At 32.0% G+C, this 21,801-nt stretch carries 27 protein-coding genes and 1 other annotated feature; of the genes, 8 read left to right on the forward strand and 19 right to left on the reverse strand.

The window, feature by feature from the left end; translation table 11 throughout:
* Positions 1-45: 45 nt before the first annotated feature.
* The gene (locus tag ABV008_RS13295; protein ID WP_352420318.1) at positions 46-951 is read right to left on the reverse strand and encodes a cation diffusion facilitator family transporter; all 906 of its coding nucleotides are present in this window, start codon (positions 949-951) and stop codon (positions 46-48) included.
* A 161-nt stretch (positions 952-1,112) separates the two neighbouring features.
* A complete protein-coding gene (locus tag ABV008_RS13300; RefSeq protein WP_352420319.1) occupies positions 1,113-1,496 on the reverse strand; it encodes a phage holin family protein in 384 nt (127 codons plus the stop codon).
* Between the two features lie 201 nt (positions 1,497-1,697).
* On the opposite strand from ABV008_RS13300, the gene ABV008_RS13305 reads away from it, so the two are divergent.
* Positions 1,698-1,883, forward strand: a complete 186-nt coding sequence (locus ABV008_RS13305; protein ID WP_352420320.1) for a DUF1858 domain-containing protein — start codon at positions 1,698-1,700, stop codon at positions 1,881-1,883.
* Between the two features lie 39 nt (positions 1,884-1,922).
* On the opposite strand, the gene ABV008_RS13310 is transcribed toward ABV008_RS13305, so the two are convergent.
* The 6 genes from ABV008_RS13310 to ABV008_RS13335 all read right to left on the reverse strand — a co-directional run bounded on the left by ABV008_RS13310 (position 1,923) and on the right by ABV008_RS13335 (position 7,379).
* Positions 1,923-2,147: a glutaredoxin family protein gene (locus tag ABV008_RS13310; protein ID WP_352420321.1), complete on the reverse strand. Its 225-nt coding sequence runs from the start codon at positions 2,145-2,147 to the stop codon at positions 1,923-1,925.
* A gap of 111 nt (positions 2,148-2,258) precedes the next feature.
* Positions 2,259-2,624 carry an ArsR/SmtB family transcription factor gene (locus ABV008_RS13315; RefSeq protein ID WP_352420322.1) on the reverse strand — a complete coding sequence of 122 codons (366 nt, stop codon included), beginning with the start codon at positions 2,622-2,624 and terminating at the stop codon, positions 2,259-2,261.
* A 229-nt stretch (positions 2,625-2,853) separates the two neighbouring features.
* Positions 2,854-4,551 carry a hypothetical protein gene (locus ABV008_RS13320; protein ID WP_352420323.1) on the reverse strand — a complete coding sequence of 566 codons (1,698 nt, stop codon included), beginning with the start codon at positions 4,549-4,551 and terminating at the stop codon, positions 2,854-2,856.
* Positions 4,552-4,611: 60 nt separating this feature from the next.
* Positions 4,612-5,493, reverse strand: coding sequence for a 16S rRNA (adenine(1518)-N(6)/adenine(1519)-N(6))-dimethyltransferase RsmA (rsmA, locus tag ABV008_RS13325; RefSeq protein WP_352420324.1), 882 nt, complete (start codon positions 5,491-5,493; stop codon positions 4,612-4,614).
* Entirely contained in the window at positions 5,477-6,025 is a 549-nt protein-coding gene (rnmV, locus tag ABV008_RS13330) for a ribonuclease M5 (protein WP_352420325.1), read from the reverse strand. Before rnmV ends, rsmA begins: the two co-directional genes overlap by 17 nt.
* A gap of 322 nt (positions 6,026-6,347) precedes the next feature.
* Positions 6,348-7,379 carry a resuscitation-promoting factor gene (locus tag ABV008_RS13335; RefSeq protein ID WP_352420326.1) on the reverse strand — a complete coding sequence of 344 codons (1,032 nt, stop codon included), beginning with the start codon at positions 7,377-7,379 and terminating at the stop codon, positions 6,348-6,350.
* Between the two features lie 458 nt (positions 7,380-7,837).
* On the opposite strand from ABV008_RS13335, the gene ABV008_RS13340 reads away from it, so the two are divergent.
* The 6 genes from ABV008_RS13340 (at position 7,838) to ABV008_RS13365 (ending at position 13,327) form a co-directional block, all read left to right on the forward strand.
* Positions 7,838-8,257, forward strand: coding sequence for a hypothetical protein (locus ABV008_RS13340; RefSeq protein WP_352420327.1), 420 nt, complete (start codon positions 7,838-7,840; stop codon positions 8,255-8,257).
* A gap of 364 nt (positions 8,258-8,621) precedes the next feature.
* The gene (locus ABV008_RS13345) at positions 8,622-9,197 is read left to right on the forward strand and encodes a nucleoside recognition domain-containing protein (RefSeq protein WP_352420328.1); all 576 of its coding nucleotides are present in this window, start codon (positions 8,622-8,624) and stop codon (positions 9,195-9,197) included.
* A gap of 7 nt (positions 9,198-9,204) precedes the next feature.
* On the forward strand, positions 9,205-9,738 hold the full coding sequence (locus ABV008_RS13350; protein ID WP_352420329.1) for a spore maturation protein: 534 nt from the start codon (positions 9,205-9,207) through the stop codon (positions 9,736-9,738).
* 115 nt (positions 9,739-9,853) lie between these two features.
* Positions 9,854-10,099: a binding site (T-box leader), on the forward strand.
* Between the two features lie 158 nt (positions 10,100-10,257).
* The gene (metG, locus tag ABV008_RS13355) at positions 10,258-12,225 is read left to right on the forward strand and encodes a methionine--tRNA ligase (protein ID WP_352420330.1); all 1,968 of its coding nucleotides are present in this window, start codon (positions 10,258-10,260) and stop codon (positions 12,223-12,225) included.
* Between the two features lie 12 nt (positions 12,226-12,237).
* The gene (locus tag ABV008_RS13360) at positions 12,238-13,005 is read left to right on the forward strand and encodes a TatD family hydrolase (RefSeq protein WP_352420331.1); all 768 of its coding nucleotides are present in this window, start codon (positions 12,238-12,240) and stop codon (positions 13,003-13,005) included.
* Positions 13,006-13,087: 82 nt separating this feature from the next.
* Positions 13,088-13,327, forward strand: a complete 240-nt coding sequence (locus ABV008_RS13365) for an AbrB/MazE/SpoVT family DNA-binding domain-containing protein (RefSeq protein WP_352420332.1) — start codon at positions 13,088-13,090, stop codon at positions 13,325-13,327.
* A 133-nt stretch (positions 13,328-13,460) separates the two neighbouring features.
* Here the strand turns inward: ABV008_RS13365 and rsmI are convergent, their stop codons facing one another.
* The 11 genes from rsmI to ABV008_RS13420 form a co-directional block, all read right to left on the reverse strand.
* Positions 13,461-14,306, reverse strand: coding sequence for a 16S rRNA (cytidine(1402)-2'-O)-methyltransferase (gene rsmI / locus ABV008_RS13370; RefSeq protein WP_352420476.1), 846 nt, complete (start codon positions 14,304-14,306; stop codon positions 13,461-13,463).
* A gap of 7 nt (positions 14,307-14,313) precedes the next feature.
* Positions 14,314-15,063 (reverse strand): tRNA1(Val) (adenine(37)-N6)-methyltransferase, encoded by a 750-nt coding sequence (locus ABV008_RS13375; RefSeq protein WP_352420333.1) that lies wholly within the window; start codon positions 15,061-15,063, stop codon positions 14,314-14,316.
* A gap of 116 nt (positions 15,064-15,179) precedes the next feature.
* Positions 15,180-15,350, reverse strand: a complete 171-nt coding sequence (gene fdxA, locus ABV008_RS13380; RefSeq protein WP_352420334.1) for a 4Fe-4S ferredoxin — start codon at positions 15,348-15,350, stop codon at positions 15,180-15,182.
* A 101-nt stretch (positions 15,351-15,451) separates the two neighbouring features.
* The gene (locus ABV008_RS13385; protein ID WP_352420335.1) at positions 15,452-16,354 is read right to left on the reverse strand and encodes a PSP1 domain-containing protein; all 903 of its coding nucleotides are present in this window, start codon (positions 16,352-16,354) and stop codon (positions 15,452-15,454) included.
* 3 nt (positions 16,355-16,357) lie between these two features.
* Positions 16,358-17,338 carry a DNA polymerase III subunit delta' gene (holB, locus tag ABV008_RS13390; RefSeq protein WP_352420336.1) on the reverse strand — a complete coding sequence of 327 codons (981 nt, stop codon included), beginning with the start codon at positions 17,336-17,338 and terminating at the stop codon, positions 16,358-16,360.
* Positions 17,339-17,350: 12 nt separating this feature from the next.
* Positions 17,351-17,803: a YaaR family protein gene (locus tag ABV008_RS13395; RefSeq protein WP_352420337.1), complete on the reverse strand. Its 453-nt coding sequence runs from the start codon at positions 17,801-17,803 to the stop codon at positions 17,351-17,353.
* A 12-nt stretch (positions 17,804-17,815) separates the two neighbouring features.
* Complete coding sequence (darA, locus tag ABV008_RS13400) at positions 17,816-18,145, reverse strand: cyclic di-AMP receptor DarA (RefSeq protein WP_352420338.1); 330 nt, start codon at positions 18,143-18,145, stop codon at positions 17,816-17,818.
* Between the two features lie 14 nt (positions 18,146-18,159).
* Positions 18,160-18,486, reverse strand: a complete 327-nt coding sequence (gene darA, locus ABV008_RS13405) for a cyclic di-AMP receptor DarA (protein WP_352420339.1) — start codon at positions 18,484-18,486, stop codon at positions 18,160-18,162.
* A 3-nt stretch (positions 18,487-18,489) separates the two neighbouring features.
* Positions 18,490-19,125 (reverse strand): dTMP kinase, encoded by a 636-nt coding sequence (tmk, locus tag ABV008_RS13410; RefSeq protein WP_352420340.1) that lies wholly within the window; start codon positions 19,123-19,125, stop codon positions 18,490-18,492.
* An 18-nt stretch (positions 19,126-19,143) separates the two neighbouring features.
* A complete protein-coding gene (locus ABV008_RS13415; protein ID WP_352420341.1) occupies positions 19,144-20,580 on the reverse strand; it encodes an aminotransferase class I/II-fold pyridoxal phosphate-dependent enzyme in 1,437 nt (478 codons plus the stop codon).
* 164 nt (positions 20,581-20,744) lie between these two features.
* Positions 20,745-20,927 carry a sigma factor G inhibitor Gin gene (locus tag ABV008_RS13420; RefSeq protein ID WP_352420342.1) on the reverse strand — a complete coding sequence of 61 codons (183 nt, stop codon included), beginning with the start codon at positions 20,925-20,927 and terminating at the stop codon, positions 20,745-20,747.
* Between the two features lie 178 nt (positions 20,928-21,105).
* Here ABV008_RS13420 and ABV008_RS13425 point away from each other — a divergent pair, with 178 nt between their 5' ends.
* On the forward strand, positions 21,106-21,771 hold the full coding sequence (locus ABV008_RS13425) for a protease complex subunit PrcB family protein (RefSeq protein ID WP_352420343.1): 666 nt from the start codon (positions 21,106-21,108) through the stop codon (positions 21,769-21,771).
* The last annotated feature ends 30 nt before the right edge of the window (positions 21,772-21,801 follow it).

Genomic DNA, 21,801 nt, shown 5'->3' on the forward strand with positions numbered 1-21,801 from the left:
TATAGGTTAACTAATAATTAGAATTATAGAAACAAATATAGAAATCTATATATCTTCAATTTCATTATAGGGATTTACATGAACTAAAACCTTTTTTACATTATCCAAATTATCATACACAACTTTTTCTACATCTTCAGCTAAATCATGTCCTTCTAGTACAGAGATATTAGGATTTACACAGACCTCAACATCTACGAAAATTTTTGAGCCATGCTTTCTCGCTTTTATATCACATATACTTTCAATTTTAGTTTCTCCTAAAATTAAATTTGATATTTGAATAAGCTTATCTTCTTCTATTGATGAATCCATAAGTTCATTATAGCCCTTTAAAAACAATTCAACACCAACTTTCACAACTATAACAGATACAATAAGTCCTGCTAATGGATCAAAAATTTCGTATCCTAATCTTGCACCTGCTATACCTACAAGTGTACCTATGGATGATAGCGCGTCAGATCTATGGTGCCAAGCATCTGCCATTAAAGCGCTGCTATTTATCCTTTTTCCCTGACTCATAGTTATTCTATACTGAAATTCTTTAACTACTATTGATACTATTGCTGCCCACAACGCTAGTACACCTGGAACTTTGGTATTTCCTGAAATCATAATTTCAATTGATGAATATCCTATTTTGACACCAACTGCAATAAGCATAAGGGATAGAACAAAGCCTGCTATAGATTCAGCTTTCTCATGTCCATATTGGTGCTTGGAATCCTCGGGTTTCTTAGAAATTATAAAGCCTACAATAATACCTAAGGAGCTACCTACATCTGAAACAGTATGAACCCCATCTGCAATCATTGCTGTTGAACTTGATATAATACCTATACCAATTTTTAATATAGCAAGAATTCCATTTAGAATAATTGTGAACCAAGTTAGTCTACTGGCAATCCTAAATCTTTCATTATCATCTACTACTTTAACATTATTCAATTTTGACACCCCATTTTCAATTGATATAATATAATACCATTATACTATTGTTCTTATATAAATGGAACCCTGTATCTTTCAATGATACAGGGTTCCATTTGGTATTAAATATTGTTTTCAATTGAAAATCACTTATGCCTAATATTGGTTTCCACTCAAAATTAAACCGCTGCTTTGCTTGGTATTATGGCATCGATTATTCCTATTACTAATGCACCAATGATTGCTCCTAGCCAAGTTACATTGAACCCAGGAACGATTAGTCTTGTTACGTATAGGATTACTACTGTAACTAAAAAACCTTTAATTCCTTTGCCAAATGCAGAAGCATCCATTCCAGTAAATCTTTCTATTAAGTAGTCTAATATCCCTATGACAATACTGGCAATGATTAAGCTCCATAAACCATCAATACTGAAGCCTGGTGTGAAAAAAGCGGTTAAGCCAACAACTATAGCTGTTATAATTACTCTAACTATCATTTCGGTAATACTAAAATTGTTGTTGTCTCTTGTCCTTTCATTGTTTCTTTCATTATCTGGCATTTAACATCCCTCCTCATATGTATTTTGGCTAAAATATTATTTTTTATTCATTTTTTATTTGATATTGCCATTTTTTCTTAATTAGTATATTATATTTTGTGTTGGAAATGATATAATAATTGTATGGTGTGATTTTAATCACATAAAACTTTTTATTATATGATATTATTATATTAAACTAGGATTAAGGAGGAAATTAGAATGGCTATAACTAGAGATATGCTTATTGGTGAAATTTTAAGAGAAAAGCCAGAAGCTGTAGAAACTCTTTTAAGATTTGGTATGGGATGTATCGGCTGCCCTTCTTCTCAAATGGAGTCATTAGAGCAAGCTGCTATGGTACATGGAATAGACTTGGAAAAACTTCTTACAGAATTAAATAAATAACCTTGGCTTTTGCCAAGGTTTTTTATATATATTATTATATTATAGGAGTTCTTCTAATCTTGCTTTGTCAAAGCCCACTATTTCTTCTCCATCTACTACTATTACAGGTACTGCCATATAGCCCTTCTGCATTAATTCTTTTCTGGCACTAGGATCTGTTTGCACATTTTTCTCTGTATAACCTACACCTTTCTCCGAAAGGTACTGCTTTGCAGTTGTACAATGTGGTCATGTGTTACTTGTGTATATTGTTACATTTGCCATTTTTGCACTCCTCCTCTATAAAAATAATCTATTATATCTTTTCTCCTCATAGATTATTTCTATATTACCCTAAAAAAACCTTTTTTAATCTCAAGAAAAATAAATTATTTTTTATTCATGGGATATATGTTCTAAACCTTGTTTAAATAATTGAAGAACATGGTCATCATCTAATGAATATATTGCATGTTTACCTTCTTTCCTAAACTTTACAAGTCTCAATCCTCTCAGTACTCTTAGCTGATGGGATATAGCTGATTGACTCATATCTAGTATATCTGCTATATCATATACACATAAATTGTGTTTTGAAAGTAGATATATTATTTTAAGCCTTGTAGGATCGCTTAAAGCTTTAAAAACTTCCGATAAGCTTATTATTGTTTCTTCTGGAAGAATGTCTCTTTTTACTCTGTCAACAGCATCCTTATTGATTTCAGTTGTATTGCATATCCAATCTTGTTCGATATCATGCACTTTCATTCCCCCTATTGTTCTTTTACTAAATTATAGCATATTTTGAGTATTTCCTTAATATAAAAAAATAACCTCTTGATTTGAGGTCACTAGAAATGTTTATCTATGTCATCCTGAGGGTCAGTGAAGGATCTCTCTGTTTAACTATTGTTATAACAACAGGATTCTTCGACTGCGTCTCAGAATGACTAAGAAGATTTTATGTTATAAATGTTCATGAAAACAAAAGTTATCTAGTAGGTATTGTTGGATTTACAGGATTTACTATTTTGCCACTTAATGCATCTACATATATAAGCCAATAGCCCAATCCTTCTGATGAGTTCTTATCTTTAAGCCATGTATTAAAGCCTGTAGAACCATTGTAAGGATGCTCTGCTATGGTAAACTTTCCTGGTACTCCATATACGTAGTATTGTATTTCTCCCTGCTTTGTTACTGTGCCAAAAATATAATGTCCGTACTTTTCTATCATGCTTTGACAGGTGGTAGTTTTTGAAGTTAGTGGATATGGATAATATGCATTTACTAAGTAATTATAGAAAGGAAGAAATCCTCTTTGAAAGTCCTCGTTATTATACTCTATCTTCCACCATGTACAATCTCTTAGATTTTCCCTAAATGGCTCAACCTTTTCAAAGAATTTTAAAATATCCATTGTATAGTTTGCTACTTGCATACTGTAGTTTTTCACAGTTTTCATGTGACTATCCATCTTGTTAATTTTGCTACCATAAGTATTTTCTATATAGTCTCCATAATTATAAGTAACTTGATGGTTGTGTATAATGTCATCTTCTTCATATTGTATCTCTTCTCCAGTTTCTAAGTCTATCCAAATAGTCCTTGTGCTATCAACTTGTTCTTCCAGTTGCTCTTGATGCTCTTGTTGTTCTTGTTGTTCTTGTTGTTCTTGCTCCGCTACTTCAATATCTTGATTCTCAAGCTTATCTATCTCTATATCTAATGGAATTATATCTTCAATAGATAGGTCTTCTATTCCTAATTCCTCTGGTTTAAATTCATCTACTTTAACTTCTTCATCTTCTAATTCTTGAGCTTCTAATTTTTTAGCTTCTATATTATATTTTTCTAACTCACTTTTCTCTTCCTCTTGTGTTTTTTTCTCGTACACTTCTTCTCTTTTTTCTTCTTGTCTTTCTTCTGATGCTTCTTCGTGAATTTCCTCTTGAACTTCTTCTTGTGTGGTTTCCTTGAAACTATCTATTCTTGTTTCTTGCTCTTCTAGCTCAATTTCTTCTTCTGCCTTTTCAACTTCCTCTATATATTCTTCCTTACTAGCTTTTTCTTCAAAATCTATATATGTATCTTCTTGTATATTGTCTTCTTCTGTTTTTAATTGTTCATGAGCTTCTTCAGGTTCTACATCTTCTAAAACCTCTCCATTGTTAGCTACAATTTCTTCTATCTGTGCTTCTTCTATCTCTTGCTTTTCTATCTCTTGTTTTTTACTAATCTCTTTTTCAGCTTGCTTTTTCATTAGCTTAACTAGGCTACCATCTTTTTTATAAATATAACCTGATAGAGGGACAACCATATCATTATTTTCATTTGATATATCCACTTCTTTGACGAGAACATTATTAAATCTCTCTATGGAAAGACTTGTACCTCCTACTGATGTTGGATCAAATCTCCACTCCAAACTTCCCTTTCCTCTCTCGTTTAACACTATAACTCCTAGGTCAACATCTACAAAATTCTTATTGTCCAGCCCTATTAGGCAAGCCTTGTAGAGTTTTTCTTCGTCAGGATTTATCTTGAGATTATCAACATTAAGAGTTAATCTTCCTCTACCGTCTCTTACTTCAATATTCATATGACCTTTGGGAGTTATCCCTTGCACTTTTTTATAGTAGTCAGGCTGCTCCTCTAATATCACAAACTTTCTCATGAATGAGCTCAAATTGTCTCCCTCCTTTATACTCCTTGTTATTAATATATGTATAAAAGGGGAAATAGTGAACTAATAGTTGTTCATCCTGTCATATATTTCATCTGATAATCTTGCAAATTCCGTAATATCTAGTGTCTCTCCTCTTCTAGTTGGGTCTATTCCACTTTTTTCTAGAGCTGCTAATACTTCTTCTTTTTTTAGCTCTATACCACTGGATAGTGCATTTAAGAGAGTTTTTCTTCTTTTACCAAATGCTGCCTTTACTATATTAAAAAATAGTTTTTTATCTTTAACTTTTATATGCGATTCCTTATATACATCAAGCATTATTACTGCTGAATCCACATTAGGTTTTGGCATAAAAACATTTTTAGGAACATCTACGATTATTTTGGGTTCTGAATAATACTGTACTGCAACAGATAATGCTCCGTAGTCTTTCCCTCCGGGCACAGCCTTCATTCTTAATGCAACTTCCTTTTGCACCATCACTACGATTTTATCTATATTTAAGTTTTCTTCTAAAAGCTTCATTATTATAGGGGTGGTTATATAATATGGAAGATTTGCTACTACTTTTACTTTTCTGCCCTCTAGTTTCTCTTTTATTAATTGATTTAAATCAACTTTTAGAACATCTCCATGTATTACTTCAACATTATTATATCCTTCTAATGTTTCTTCTAAAATAGGGAGAAGGTTATTATCTAATTCTATGGCTATAACCTTCCCTGCACTTTCACATAATTTCTGTGTAAGAGTCCCTATCCCAGGGCCAATTTCAATTATTCCATCATCTGCCCCAATATTAGAACCTTCTATTATATTGTCTATTACGTTGCCATCTATCAAAAAGTTTTGTCCTAGGCTTTTTGAAAATTTGAACCCATATTTTTCTATAATTTCTTTGATAACAACAGGTGAATAAAGCTTTTTATTCCCTTCCTTCATTATATAACCTCCTAATACTTTCTTCGAACTCATCCCGGGTTATTCCATAATTATTTAGTCTTTTCAAAAACTGTTTTGAATTACAATATCCTATTCCTAGCATTCTTCCTACTAAATCTCTTTTTATACTTGAATCTGTATCTCCTAAGAGTCCACACATTAACAAATCTTCCTTAGTAAATTCAGTTAATGGTTCTGTTGATTCTACTCTAGCTTTAGATAATGCTTCTATTATATCTTCAGGCTTTGCGTTCTCTATGCCTATGTCTCCATCTTTTGTGGCTTTGTCTCTTGGTAAAAATGCGTGTTTTGCATTTTTTACTTTCTTGGATATTATGCCTCTAATTTTTTCTCCTGCAAAATCTGGATCTGTAAATATTATAATGCCTCTTCTTTCTGCAGCCTTTTGTATTCTTTTTATTGTTTCCTCAGTGATTCCAAAACCACCTGTAGCTATTAGTTCTGCGTCAACTGCTTTCTTCACTGCTGATATATCATCTCTTCCTTCTACTACTATTATTTCTTTTATCATAATTTTTTCTCCTCACAATCATAGTGGAAATACTGTATATATTATAACTTTTATTTGATTTTAAATAAATATTCATTGCAATAAAAATATTTTCATCTCAAGAAATACATTAGAAATATTAAACGAACATTTCAGGATATGACTATAATTCTTAGCGAAAGCAAATCAAAAATCCGTTAAGCAACTTGCACTGTTTGAGCGAAGCGGGTTTGCAAGTTGTAGGATTTTTGATTGGAGTGAGCTATAGAATTATTCATATCCGAAACCGTGAGTGTATATTTCTATTGTATTTCTTCCCATTAAAATAGAGCAGTTGCCTGCCCTATTTCCCAATAATATAAACTTTTACTTTTCTCCTGCCAAATGATTTTACTTCTTTTGCACTCTCAAAAAAGAGGTCTATTCTGTTTCCTTTTATGGCTCCTCCAGTATCTTCTGCTATTGCATAGCCATAGTCTGGTGTGCTATCTAATGATTCGATATAAAGCTTTGTTCCTAATGGAATAACTTTTGGATCAACTGCTACTGCTCCTGGTCTTGCTTGAGTTCCTGATGCAGTAATTCCATACCATTTGTCTCCTGGTCTTTTACCAGTGCTTTCATAAGATAGATCATAAGCTGTAGCTACCATTACTATCTCTCTCTTGCCTGCGAAAGTACCTCTAGATGCAATGGTATATTCTTTTTCCTTTGTCCCTTTTTCTATTATTTCATTAATTGGCTCTGCTATAGTTTTTTCTTCAACTATTTCTGACGATAATAGTTTCCCATTTTCATATACTTCTTTAATTTTTACTTCCTTAACTCCTTCTTGTCCATCCTGTATTGTTATTAACTTTCCTTTATCTAAGTCATTATTGTCCTTAGCTATTGTTTTGTAAGGTATTGCTTCAGTTATTGTTTCAAATTTTTCATCTATTCTTACTATGTCTATTTCCATACCTGAGTTAATTTTGTTGTTTAGTGACGGTGTGATTTTATCCTGATTATAGTCTAGTTTAATTGAATCTAAGACTTCTTTCACTGTGTTTTTAGCAGTTTTAATTTCCAATAGATTGCCACCATAGTTTATGGTAACTGGAACTGCCCTTTTTATCTCTATTTTCATACCGTCTTGTAAGGGACTATCTACAGATATATTTATATGATCTAATTTACCTAATGTTATTTCCTTTTCTTCTAATATCTCTGATATAGTTTTTTTACTAGTATTCACAGAGATTTCTTTCCCATCAACTACAATATCAATGTTTTTCGTCATGACATCGTATATTGTAAGAGAAAATACAGCGACTCCAGTAAGGATCATGGCAATAATAGTATAAAGCCTATACCCCCTGTTTTTCTGTTCCATTTTAAACCTCCTAAGTTTTATATATTATAATATGTTTTCTAGCAGTTTAAATATACTATATTTAATTTCTACTATTTAGCAAAACCATTTGTTTATTTTAATTTATAAGAAATAATTTGTCAAATTTATACGTCAAATTGTCATATGAGTTAACATTTTCCTCAAAATAATATTAACTTAAATTCAATTCACAATAAGTCAACATGGTTTGTCCTTAAAGGTACTAGCTATTAGTCTTAACCACATTTTCAAAGTTTATACCTTATACCTTCACAACACGCGAGAGTAACATGTTAACTTTTAGTAATATTTCTTATTAATTAATTCCCATTATCTATGAAATGATTTTTCAGTCAGCTATTCAACAAAAAGTAACGGTTAATAATGTAGTTCATATAATGATATTAGCCAACAAATAATATTTTATTATCTATTTCAGTAAAGGGAGTTGAGATGATTTGCTAAGAAGACCTAGAGAGCGCTGTATGCCTCCACGAAAGCCTGAAGAATGTCCACCAAAACCAGAATATCCAGAAAAACCTAAATACCCAACTTATCCAACATATCCAATGTATCCTTCAATGGGTTATTGCCCAATGATGAATCCTATGATGATGAGATGCATGATGATGTGTATGTCAAATTTGGGCAGACATATGGTTGAAGATGAAGAGGAAGGTTTCATGGAACCAATGTATCCAATTTACCCAATTTATCCAAACAACCCGATGTATCCAAATAATCCAATGCAACCGAACAATCCTATGCCACCGAACAATCCTATGTATCCGAACAATCCTATGTATCCAATGATGGATTCTATGTATCCCATTATGCCCATGATGGATGAAGAAATGTACATGGATGAAGAACAATAATTGATACTATATGTAAAAAGAACATAGAATTTAAGACTAAGTGCTTTTATACTTAGTCTTATTTTTTTGATATAAGAATAAGAAATACAATAGAAATATTCGCTCTCGGTTTCAGATATGAATATATAAGAATATACGCGAATCAACATTTTAATAGAATTTCCCGGGAAATGCGACAGAAAGGGTCAAATAGATTTGCTAATAAAGGTTCAGCTGATTTTGTAATTCTCAGATATTTGGGTGCATATAATCTAACATATATGTCTGATAATCCAAGACTTTATTTATGAGAAACTTAATCCCCTCCAAGGGAATTTACTTATAAAAATTGAAAATGTGAAGAATAGTTAAAGGAGACTAAATAATGATAAACTACATTTGGTTCTTTTTAATAGTCATAGGTATTGTAACTGCAGCTGCTACTGGAAATATTGACTCTATAAATATGGCTATTGTAGAAGATGCTTCTGATGCAGTTGCCTTTGCTATAGGCCTTACGGGTATAATGGCAGTCTGGCTAGGACTCATGAATATAGCTGAAAAATCTGGTTTGATTAAAGGCTTTAGCAAATTACTTACTCCAATCACTAGCATTTTATTTCCTGATATACCTAAAGGGCATCCTGCCATGAGTGCTATTGTAATGAATATGGTTACGAATATGTTTGGGGCAGGAAATTCTGCAACTGCAATAGGTTTAAAGGCTATGGAAGAAATGAATAGTTTAAATAAAGATAAGAAAAGAGCCACAAATGCAATGTGCATGTTTCTAGTAATTAATATGTCTTCTATACAGATTGTTCCTCTTACGGTTTTAAAGATTAGAGCAGATGCAGGTTCATTGAATCCAACAGAAATCATAGGTACTTCTCTCATTGCAACTGCTGTTTCTACTATTGTAGGTATATTATGTGCTAAAACTTTGGAAAAAAAGGAATGAGCTATTTATGATAGAAGTATTAAAAATATTATCTGTATCAATAATTCCTATCATAATGAGTATAATATTAATATATGGTTACATAAAAAGAATAAGGCTATATGACGCTTTTGTAGAAGGCGCTAAAGAAGGATTTAATACTGCGTTAAGAATAATGCCCTATTTAATAACTATTTTTATAGCTATAGGAATATTTAAAAGATCTGGTGCTATGAATATACTGGTAAATATAGTAACTCCTTTTGCAAAAATAGCAGGTGTTCCAAAGGAAGTAATACCTCTTGCACTTATGCGACCTATTTCCGGAAGTGGAGCACTAGCTGTTGTGAAGGAAATAGTCACCGAATATGGACCTGATTCCTTTATTGGAAGAGTTGCATCTACCATGATGGGCTCTGCTGAAACTATTTTTTATACTATGGCTGTATATTTTGGAGTTGTTGGTATAAAAGATTCTAGACACACATTGCCTGCAGCTATTATATCTCACATTGCTGCTGTTATAGCTTCTGTGCTTATATGTAATATTGTGTTTAGATAATAGAAATATACGCTCATGGTTTCGGATATGAATAAATCTATTATTTTTCTTAGCATGGTGGCTTGACAAATTTAAACATTATGTGTATAGTTTTTGTTAATATGATAAAAGATATTAAAAAGCGATGAAGGGAAGAGTAGGTTTGTATGTCTCTCCATTAGAGAGCTAGGTTAGGTGAAAGCTAGCGTTAGACATTGAGCTGAACATGGACCCTAAGCTATGTAGCTGAACATTAGAGTAGGCTATGTCGGATTTGTTTCCGTTAGACAAACAAGGTTATGAACGTAACTTACTGAGTTCTAAGCCGTGAGGCTTAGATAAATTAGAGTGGTAACACGAGGAATATACCTTCGTCTCTATATAATAGGGATGAGGGTTTTATTTTTTTGATTGAAAATTAAGAATGAAGTTTAACGATAGTTTAACAATAGTTAAACGATAGTTAAACAATAGTTAAGCAATAGTTAAGCAATAGTTAAACAATCGTTTAACTAATAATTAATGACAGGAGGTTTTGTTATGGAAAAGAAGACATTTTATGTAACCACGCCTATCTATTATCCAAGTGATAATCTTCATATAGGGCATACCTATTGTACTGTTGCTGCAGATACAATTGCAAGATTTAAGAGATTACTTGGATATGATGTAAAGTTTCTTACTGGAACTGATGAACATGGTCAAAAAATCCAAACTGTAGCTCATGAAAAAGGCCTTACTCCAAAAGAATACTTAGATGGTATAGTAGGAAATATTAAAGAGCTATGGAAAACTCTAGACATTACTTATGATAGACTCATAAGAACTACAGATGAAGATCATAAAGAAATAGTGCAAAAAATATTTCAAAAACTTTATGATAAAGGTGATATCTATAAAAGTGAGTACGAAGGACATTATTGTACTCCATGTGAATCATTTTGGACAGAAAGCCAGCTAGTAGATGGAAAATGTCCAGATTGTAATAGGGAAGTAAAGCTAGCAAAAGAAGAAGCTTATTTCTTTAGATTATCTAAATATCAAGACAGGCTTCTAAAATTATATGAAGAAAACCCAGAGTTTCTACAACCTGAATCAAGAAGAAATGAAATGTTAAATAACTTTTTAAAACCTGGTCTAGAAGATCTATGTGTTTCAAGGTCTACATTTGACTGGGGTATTAAAGTTCCTTTTGACGAAAAACATGTAATATATGTATGGATTGATGCCCTAAGCAACTATATCACTGCTTTAGGCTATCTATCAGATAATGATGAAGAGTTTAAAAAATATTGGCCAGCAGACATTCATCTTGTTGGTAAAGAAATTGTCAGATTCCATGCAATAATATGGCCTGCTATTTTAATGGCTTTAGACCTTGAACTTCCTAAAAAAGTATTTGGCCATGGGTGGATATTATTTGACAATGACAAAATGTCAAAATCAAAGGGGAATGTAATTTATCCTGAGCCATTAATCGAGTTATATGGAGTAGATGCTTTGAAATATTTCTTGTTAAGAGAATTTTCATTTGGTCAAGATGGTTCTTTTACTAAGGAAAAGTTCTTGAATAGACTTAACTCAGATTTAGCAAATGATTTAGGAAATCTAGTTAGTAGGACTGTAGCTATGATTGATAAATATAATGGTGGAATAATTCCTGAGGGTAAAGTAAAAGAAGAGGTAGACGATAGCCTAATAGCTCTAGCTACTTCTACAGCTGGGAGAGTAGAAAAACATATGGATAATCTTAGCTTTGGAAATTCTCTTGAGGAAATATGGAAACTAATAAGCAGAGCAAACAAATATGTAGATGAAACTACTCCTTGGATATTAGCTAAGGAAGAAGATAAAAAGCCTAGGTTAGATACTGTTTTATATAATCTAGCTGAATCACTTAGAATAGTTTCTGTTCTTGTTAGACCTTTTATGGAAAAAACATCTAATAGTATTTGGAAACAGCTCGGTATGGATCATGGTCAAGGAACATCATGGGATGATTTAGCTAATTGGGGTAACCTTCCTGCAGGTCTTAAAGTTAGAAAAGAAGCTCCAATGTTCCCAAGACTTGATGTAAAACAAGAGCTTGAAAAAATAAATGAATTTAATGAAAAGTTTATCGAAAAAAGATATGGCAAAAAACATAGTAATGAAGAAAAAACTGAGAATAAAGAAAAAGATGAAAACTACATTACTATTGATGATGTAGATAAAGTTGACTTAAGAGTAGCTAAGGTGCTTGAGGCTAAAAAGCACCCAGATGCAGATAAACTTTTAGTGCTTCAGCTTGAAGTTGGAGATGAAAAAAGACAGGTCGTATCAGGAATAGCTAAGTATTATAACCCTGAGGAACTAATAGGTAAAAATGTAGTTTTAGTCTACAATCTAAAACCAATTAAGCTTAGAGGTATTGAATCTCACGGTATGATACTAGCAGCAGACAAAGGTAAGAAGCTTACACTTGTCACTATAATGGATGACATTGGAAGTGGAGCAAAGGTTAAGTAAGGAGGATAAAAAATGCTAATTGATAGTCATGCACATTTAGATGATGAAAAATTTGATAATGATAGGGATAAGATAATCAAGGATTTAAATAATCAGGACATTGAGCTTGTAATAAATCCTGGATCAGATGTTGCATCATCTGTAAAGGCAATATCTTTGGCAAAAGAATATGATAATATATATGCAGCTGTAGGTGTTCATCCTCATGATGTTAAGGATATGGATGATGCAACTATACAGCTGCTATCCTCTCTTGCAAATAATGAGAAAGTAGTAGCTATAGGAGAAATAGGTTTAGATTATCATTATGATTATTCACCTAGAGATGCCCAAAAGAAATGGTTTATTGAGCAAATTAGACTTGCAAAAAAACTACAGCTTCCAATAATAGTCCATGAAAGAGAAGCAAGTCAAGATATGTATAATATTTTGAAACAAGAAGCAGACGGCAATCTTTCTGGAGTGCTTCACTGTTATTCTGGAAGCCTTGAGATGGCTAAGGAATATTTGAAAATGGGCTTTTATCTATCTTTTGCAGGACCAGTAACTTTTAAAAATTCACGTGTTTCAAAGGAAGTTGCTAAAAATATACCTTTAGATAGAATGCTAATAGAAACTGATTCTCCATACTTGGCACCAGAGCCTAAAAGAGGAAAGAGAAACGAACCTCTAAATGTAAGATACGTAGCTGCAATGATTGCAGAGCTTAGGCAAATTTCTTTTGATGAAGTAGCCATAGAGACAAATAAAAATACAAAAAAATTATTTTTTAATAAATAAGTTGACTTTTACTGGAATATATGGTACAATTTTATCTGTAAAAACAAGTCGAATTTTGACACATTGTATAGGAGGATGTAAAATGAAATCAACAGGTATTGTAAGAAAAGTAGACGAGCTTGGTAGAGTTGTAATCCCTATAGAGTTAAGAAGAACTCTTGACATTGCTGAAAGAGACTCTCTTGAAATCTATGTAGACGGAGAGCAAATTATACTTAAAAAATATGCTCCAGCTTGCATTTTCTGTGGACAAGCTAAGGACATAACTGTTTTTAAAGGTAAAAACATTTGCCCTGAGTGTCTAGAAGAATTAAGTAAATAGACTACATATTTTCTATTTCACTTATTTATCAAAAAAGAGATTCTATAGTTTATAGAATCTCTTTTTCACTTATTGTATGAATGAGAAAATTTTAATAAGTTGAATAACTATAAATATTTGATTAGTGAAATTGTTATATATCTATACTTTCCTTATATACATCATTTTTAGGCAAATTCCTATCTTCTGACACTTTTTTTACTGCATCTTTTTTAGTCATCCCCTCATTTATGTATTTGAGTAGATGATCTTTTATAGACATATTCGTCCACTCCTGAATTTCATGGCTAATCTCTACCTTATCAGAACCTTTGACTACTATCACAAATTCTCCCTTAGGGTCGTCTTGAGTAAATTTATCTATTGCCTCTTTTATATTTCCTCTAAATATTTCTTCGTATTTTTTAGTAAGCTCTCTACAAACTGCTATGTCCCTTTGTCCAAATATTTCTAACATATCATCGAATAGTGCCTTTACCCTATATGGTGATTCATATAGTATTATTGTTCTTTTTTCGTGTTCAATATTTTTTAAAGCTTCTCTTCTGTCTTTTTTGTTGGATGGCAAAAAGCCTTCGAATACAAATTTACCTGTAGGTAACCCAGAGAGTACTAAGGCAAGAATAGAAGCAGTAGGTCCTGGCAATGCTATGACTTCAATCTCATTTTCTATGGCTAGCTTTATCAAATCTTCTCCTGGATCTGATATACCTGGCATTCCTGCATCTGATACTAATGCTATGTTTTCTCCATTTAATAGCTTATTTATTAGGGTTTTCCCTTTCTCTCTCTTATTATGCTCATGATAGCTTGTAAGTGGTTTCTTTATATCAAAATGATTTAAAAGCTTTATAGTATGTCTAGTATCTTCTGCTGCTATTAAATCTACTTCCTCAAATACTTTTAATGTCCTTAATGTAATGTCTTCTAAATTCCCTATAGGTGTTGGGCTTATGTATAATATTCCTTTTTCATTCATAGGTAGTTCACCTCGTTTCCATTCCATAAATCTTATATATTTCATCTGTAATTGTTTGGTCTTCGTTGTAAACATACAGCGGAGATTCAAATTTGAGTTCTGGTTTTGATGCTTTTATGCTTTTTATTAAAACAAGATTAGGTTTATCCCCAACCTTTGGATGTACAAATCTGATTTTTTTAGGCTCAAGCTTATATTGTCTAAGTAAGCAAAAAATATCTACTATCCTATGAGGCCTATGTACCATGAAAAAGCTTCCATTATGCTTTAACAGCCTACTGGCAGTTCTTATTACATCCTCTAAGGTGCAGGTTATTTCGTGCCGAGATATGGCTTTTTTGTCTTCTGGATTTATTAAGCCTCCTCCTTGAAGCATATAAGGTGGGTTTGATGTAACTGAATCATATTTATTTACGCCTAATATTTCAGGTGCTTTAATAAGATTAGTGTTGATTATCTCTATGTTGTCTTCAAGTCTATTCATTGCCATAGTCCTTTTAGCCATTTCTGCAACTTCTTCTTGTATTTCTATTCCATATACCTTTTTTACATTGTTTTTCGCCAATATAAGCAGTGGTATTATGCCTGTGCCTGTACCTAAGTCTATTACCTCAGAGTTTTTCTTCATATCACAAAAATTGGATAAAAGTACTGCATCCATTCCAAAGCAAAATCCTTCTGTGTTTTGTATTATTTTAAGTCCTTTACATTGAAGATCATCTATTCTTTCGTTTTCTTTTAATATTACTTGATCCATAAACTCTCTCCCTATTTATGTCATTAAGCGAATATCTTCCTTCTAGTATTATACCATTTTGTAAGAAAAAATAAAAAAGACCCTTTCGGGTCTTTTTTTATTAGATAAGTACAATATTATTCTGGTATTGGTGCATCTACTGGACAAACATTTGCACAAGCTCCACACTCAATACAAGTCTCTGCATCTATTACGTATTTATCATCTCCTGCACTAATAGCGTTTACAGGGCATTCTGCTTCACATGCTCCACAACTTATGCATGCATCTGTAATTTTGTAAGCCATCAGGGTTCACCTCCTTAAGATAATGACATTGCATATATCCTTTAATATTGTATCATTAATTTTTTTTAAATTAAAGCATTTTAATAAATATTTAATATTATCTATTCTTCTTTCATAAGATCCTCTAACTTCTTTATATCATCTATGTCTTCCACATCTATGCATGTGTTTTCCTCTACTTGTGCAGCTGGCTTTTCTACTTCCTTTATTTCATCAATTACAAAAGGTATTATGTCTTCTGTATCATCTGGTAGCTTAACTTTTACTTTTGCAATTTCGAGAAGTGTATTTGTTTCTACAACTATACCTCTGCCATTAGGTGTCATCACTATTGAACCTATACTTGGAAGTTTTTCTAATATCTTCTCATACATTTCATGCTCATATTTTAAACAGCACATAAGTCTACCGCATATACCTGATATCTTTGTAGGATTTAATGATAGGCTCTGTTCCTTTGCCATTTTAATAGATACTGGAGCAAATTCTCCTAGGAATGTTGAGCAGCAAAGAGTTCGTCCACATGGGCCAAGCCCTCCTATCATCTTTGATTCATCTCTAACACCTATTTGTCTAAGCTCTATTCTAGTTTTGAATATTGCAGCTAAATCTTTTACAAGATCTCTAAAATCAACTCTTCCATCAGCAGTAAAGTAAAAAATAACTTTATTGTTATCAAAAGTATATTCTACATCTATTAACTTCATATCAAGATTATGGCATTCTATTTTTTTAAGACATATTTCGAATGCCTCTTTTTCTTTTCTAATATTTTCTTCATTGCTTATGGCGTCCTCCTCAGTTGCCACCCTTAACACTTTCTTAAGAGGAGGAACTATTTCCTCTTCGCTTATTTCCTTTATTCCAACTACAGCCTGCCCAAATTCTATTCCTCTAGCAGTCTCTACTATAACAAAGTCATCCTTTTGTATATCTATATTATCAGGGTCAAAATAATATATTTTTCCTGCTTTTTTAAATCTAACTCCCACGACAGTTACCATATTTTATACCTCCTGAATCTTTAAAAGCATTACTTCCATGGCTAGTTGAAAGCTTACATTGGAACGAATGTCATCTTTAGTCCTATTTACTACATCTATTATATCCATTATCTTTTGTTTTGATAGTTTTTGACATTGACAAGAAATTAAATCAGTCTTGTCTCTATTAATCAAAAAATCTATATTCCCTGTTTCTTTATATATTAATAAATCCCTATACCATAATAAAATAATATCCATGATTTCGTCAATAAGCTCTTTATTCTGTTCAAAAAATTCACTGACTGAAAAAGCCTTCAGTTTATCTCCGTTGATAACAATATTTAGTTTTTCTATTGTTTCGTCCCTAAGAAGCTTAAAATCATCTGACTTTGACAATTCTATAGCCCTTCCAATTATACCATTTGAAAATGATGAAATAAATCTTGCCTGCTCTTCTGTACGGTTGTAAATATTAATTAATGCTTTTTCTATTTTGTGCTTCTCAACTGAAGTAAATTTTACTACTTGACATCTTGAAACTATAGTAGGAAGTAAGCTGTATCCATTAGTAGCAAGTAATATGATTACTGCATACCCTGGTGGCTCCTCTAAGGTTTTTAAAAAACTATTTTGTGCTTGTTGTGTCATTTTATCTACATCATCTAGTATATATATCTTTTTATTGGATTCTAGTGGGATTTTCCTAATAGTTCTTTGAAGTTCTTCTATTTGCTCTTTCTTAAATGAATCTTTATCAGGATATTCCACATGAAAATCAGGATGATTTCCCGATTCTATTTTCAAACAAGATGGGCATGTGTTGCAAGGACTATCTCCACCTTTCTGACATAATAAGGTTTTGGCAAACACTCTAGCTATTTTTTCTTTTCCAATGGATTTTGGTCCTTCAAAAAGATAGCTATGTGAAACCAAGTTATTCCTTATTGCATTCTTCAGGCTTTCAATAATCTTTTCATGCCCTATTATATCATTAAAGTCCATAATCAACCCTCACTACAAGTATATGTCTAGAATCAAGCCTCTTATATCATCTAGCCTCTTTAGTATTTTTATATTGTCCTTTTCTTTTGACAATACATCTTTTGTTAGTCCTTCTAACTCTTCGTCTACTCTTTTTATAATACCATAAACTCTATGTCTTCCTCTACTGTCAAGAAAGCTACTTTTTTTAAATTTTACCATACTATCTACAGATTCCTTTAAAAATTCAGAGATAAGAGTTTTATATGCCAATACTTCTTTTATTGTAGTGTTTTTTGACAATCTATCAGCTTGTTTGTCTATTCTTTCAAGGAGATTTTCCAATCTCTCCTTCACAGTTAGCTGGTCCGCCCTTTTTAATTCATCTGTAAACTTAGTTTTATAAGTTCCTTTCTTTTTTACGTCCTGTGTGTTTGATAAGTCAATAGTCTGAGCTGACTTATTTGTCACATCATTTATCTTCATAATATATCTCCCCTAAACTTTTTCAAACCTGTTTATATCTACGACAAATATTGTAGCTCCTCCTACTTGGACTTCTATTGGATATGCCATATAAATTCCAGATGACCAGGAAACTGGAGGAGGTGGAGTAGTTATCATCTTTCTAGTTTTGCATAATTCTTCTATGATACTTATTACATTATCTACTTCTTCATCTTTTACTCCTATTAGTAGGGTTGTGTTTCCTGACCTTAAAAACCCGCCTGTAGATGCTAACTTAGTTACACTATATCCTGTTTTCATTAATTTATCAACAAGTTTAGGAGCGTCTTCATCTTGAACTATGGATATAATTAGCTTCATTTTTTTACCTCCTTTCAAATTCTCTCGTATCTGTCAACATCCAATATAAAAACAGTTGCTCCTCCTACTTTTATATTATATGGATATGGAATATAAGTGTCTTCTACTAATGGCATTGGAGATACGGCAGTCGTAACCTCTCTTGGTTTGCATACTTTCTCTATTACCTTAACTAGCTCTTCTACCTTCTCGTCATCGACTCCTATTAATAGGGTTGTGTTTCCTGCCTTTAGAAAACCACCTGTGGAAGCTAGCTTAGTAACTCTAAAGCCTTCTTCTGTAAGTTTAGAAACTAGATTAGCAGTATCATCATCTTGAGTTATGGCAATAACAAGTTTCATATTTTACTCCTCCTTAGATTTTTCTAATAAATTATCTAGGGCTACCTTTACCTGTTGGAATGTATTATGTTTTGTTTTTGTTGCATCTATTAGATTAATTTTTTCCTTGTAAATATCTATTAAACTTAAGTATCCCTCATATACCTTTTTATGAAATTCAAGTTTTTCTCTTTCTAGTCTATCTCCTTGGTTCTTTTTTGTTTTCCTTTTAAGAGCAACATCTGGTGGTATATCAAAAAATAGTATTAAATCAGGATTTATACCTTGAATTGCAAAGTCGTTTATTTCTTTAACTTTTTCTATACCAAGCCCTCTAGCTATACCTTGATAAACAAGGCTTGATAAAACGAACCTTTCACATATTATTACTTTTCCTGATTCTATAGCTGGACGTATCTTTTGAGAAACATGCTGTGCTCTTGAAGCTGCATATAAAAGTGCCTCCGTCACATATGACATGTTAGTGTTATTTGTATCAAGAATTATATCTCTTATATCTTCGCTTATTTTAGTTCCTCCTGGCTCTCTGGTAGTAACTACATCGTAGCCTTTTTCTTTCAAATAGTCTGCTAAAAGTCTGGCTATTGTACTTTTCCCTGATCCATCTGGTCCTTCTAATGTAATAAACAATCCTTTCATCTTATGATCTTCCTTTCATTATGCTCTTATGTTCTGCTTTTTTACGATTTTTATCTTCTCTCTATTATAATCTAAAAAACCTAATATTTGTATATTATTTTTTTTAAGTGTCTCAATATATGAAATAATATCATCTGAGATTACCTCTCCAGGGCATAATATTGGAATACCTGGCGGATAAGGAATTATAAAATCTCCTGATATTTCTCCACTACTTTTAGTAAACTGTATCTCTGTTTTTTCGCTATGGAATGCATCGTATAATGATATATTTATATCTGGTTTAATTTTTCTTATATCTATATTATTCTTATTTCTATCTACATAGAAATGTTTTTTTGATATATCCTCAACTGCATATGCTAATCTTTCAAGTTCCTCATCTTCATCTAATACAGATGTTAATGCAAGTCCATAATAATAGTCACTCATCTCAAGCTGAATCTTATATTTTTCCCTTAAAATATTTTCCATAGATTTGCCTGTTAGTCCATCTATTTTCATGAGTATCTTCGTGTTGTCAAAGTCAAATATTTGGCTATCTAATGAACCCTTATCTAGTATATTGACCTTTTCTATTTGTTTCATATAAGTAGTCCATTTTTCTATATTGTTAAGCAAGATTTCTAGCTTGTCCTTTCCATGATTTCTCATGTAATCTATTGCGAAGTCAATGGACGACATAAGTATATATGAAGGACTAGTAGTTTGGAAAATGGAAATCATCGACTTAAGTTTTTCAATATCTACTCTATGAGACCCTACATGAATCATGGAGCTTTGAGTAAATGCTGGAAGGGTCTTATGGGTACTCTGTATTACTATGTCTGCTCCTGCATCTAGTGCAGAAGTAGGAAGTCTATTATTGAATTTTAAATGACTACCATGAGCCTCATCTACTATTAATACCCTTCTATGTTTATGCACAACCTCAGCTATGTTTTTAATATCTGAACATATACCATAGTAAGTAGGATATGTAATTATTACAGCATCTATATCACTATCTAGTGAAAGCTCCTTGTCTATTTCTTCTGGCCCTAATGTGGTAACAATATTGTTTTCTTCGCTATATTTTGGATATATATATTTAGGTGTTATCTTACCAAGTATAAGGGCATTGTATACTGCTCTATGACAATCCCTTTGTATTAAAGCCTTTCCTCCTGGCCTAACTGTTGCAGTTATTGCTGCATGTAGTCCTCCAGTAGTTCCATTCACCGAATAAAAAGTTTCTATTGCTCCAAAAGTCTCTGCAGCTAATCTTTGACTTTCATATATTATGGTGCTTGGGTTATGCAGGTTATCGGTACCTTCTACTTCTGTTACATCTATTTCTGGTATGAGCTCTCCTAAAAATCTTAGGAGTTCTTTTCCCTTATGTCCAGGCATATGAAATCTTTTATTATTCTCTAGTGCATACTTTTTTAGTCCATTAATTATTGGTGTTTTCATACCATTCCTCCTGTGTATTATTTCTACTATTAATATGAATTATCCTTTATTTTTGTTTAATAATGAGAGAAATACAATGAAATATACGCTCATGGTTTTGTATATGAATAATTCTAAAGCTCACTCCAATTAAAAAGATATAGAGCTCCTCTATACCTTTTGTTTTAGCTGTATTCAATTATGTAATCAAGCCATATCTTTTTAATTACAGATTTATAATATTCGTACCTTATATCTCCTATTTCTGCTTCTGATATTGCATCTAGACATCCCCTACATAAATGTAGGCCTAGCAGGTTTATTCCATTATTTTCTGTTCCGTTACATATCTGACAAATAGGCTTCACAAGACCAACTCCTTAAATCAGTTATCTTAATTATTGCCCTTATATTATATTCTATTCTCATTGCATGACCATTGTTCTTACTTTTACTCTTTAGGGGTTGAACTATTATTGGGAACTTTTTTTATTCTATTGCGTCTAAAAGATAAAATAATTTGATTAAACATAGAAGGAGGTAACAATGAAGAAACACAAACTAATTAGTTTATTATTAGTAATGATTCTAAGCTTATCATTGTTTACTGCATGTTCAAAGGAAAACACATCTACTGTAATTGGAGACATTGACTTTGAAGTGGTAGGTTCAGATGCATTAATAAATAACAAGTTAGAAGAATGGTACAATGAAAACTATAAAGCAGAAGGAATTTCTTCAATTGATTTCGAAGGGCACAAATATATTTTAGTAAGTGCTGGAGAAATGCCTACTGGTGGCTATTCTGTAGAAATTACATCAGTAGTTGGAAAAGAAGATTCTATTTTAGTTAATGCTAAAGTCAATGCTCCGAAGCCTGATGAAATGGTAACTGAGGTCTTGACTTATCCAAATGCTTTAATTAGAATCTCTAAAGATTCAAGAAAAGTTGACTTTGGTGAATTCCAGAAGGTTAATGTTGTGGAAAATGATTTAAAAGAAGTAGTGGAAGAGACAGGAGTATTTGTTGGCCTTGCTGATAGCAATTCTTGTGAAATAATAGTAGATGGAGAAGCAACTCCATATAGGCTTTCAGAAGAAGTAAAAGAAATTGTAGGAAGCTTAGAAATGGATCAAGAAGTTAAATTCTCTTATTATTTAAATGAATATGAACAGATGGTTATTGTAGACATTGAAAAAATAGAAAACTAGAAAAGGTGAATAATTCACCTTTTCTTTTTT

The sequence above is a fragment of the Proteiniborus sp. genome (assembly GCF_040308045.1).
Taxonomy (GTDB): domain Bacteria; phylum Bacillota; class Clostridia; order Tissierellales; family Proteiniboraceae; genus Proteiniborus.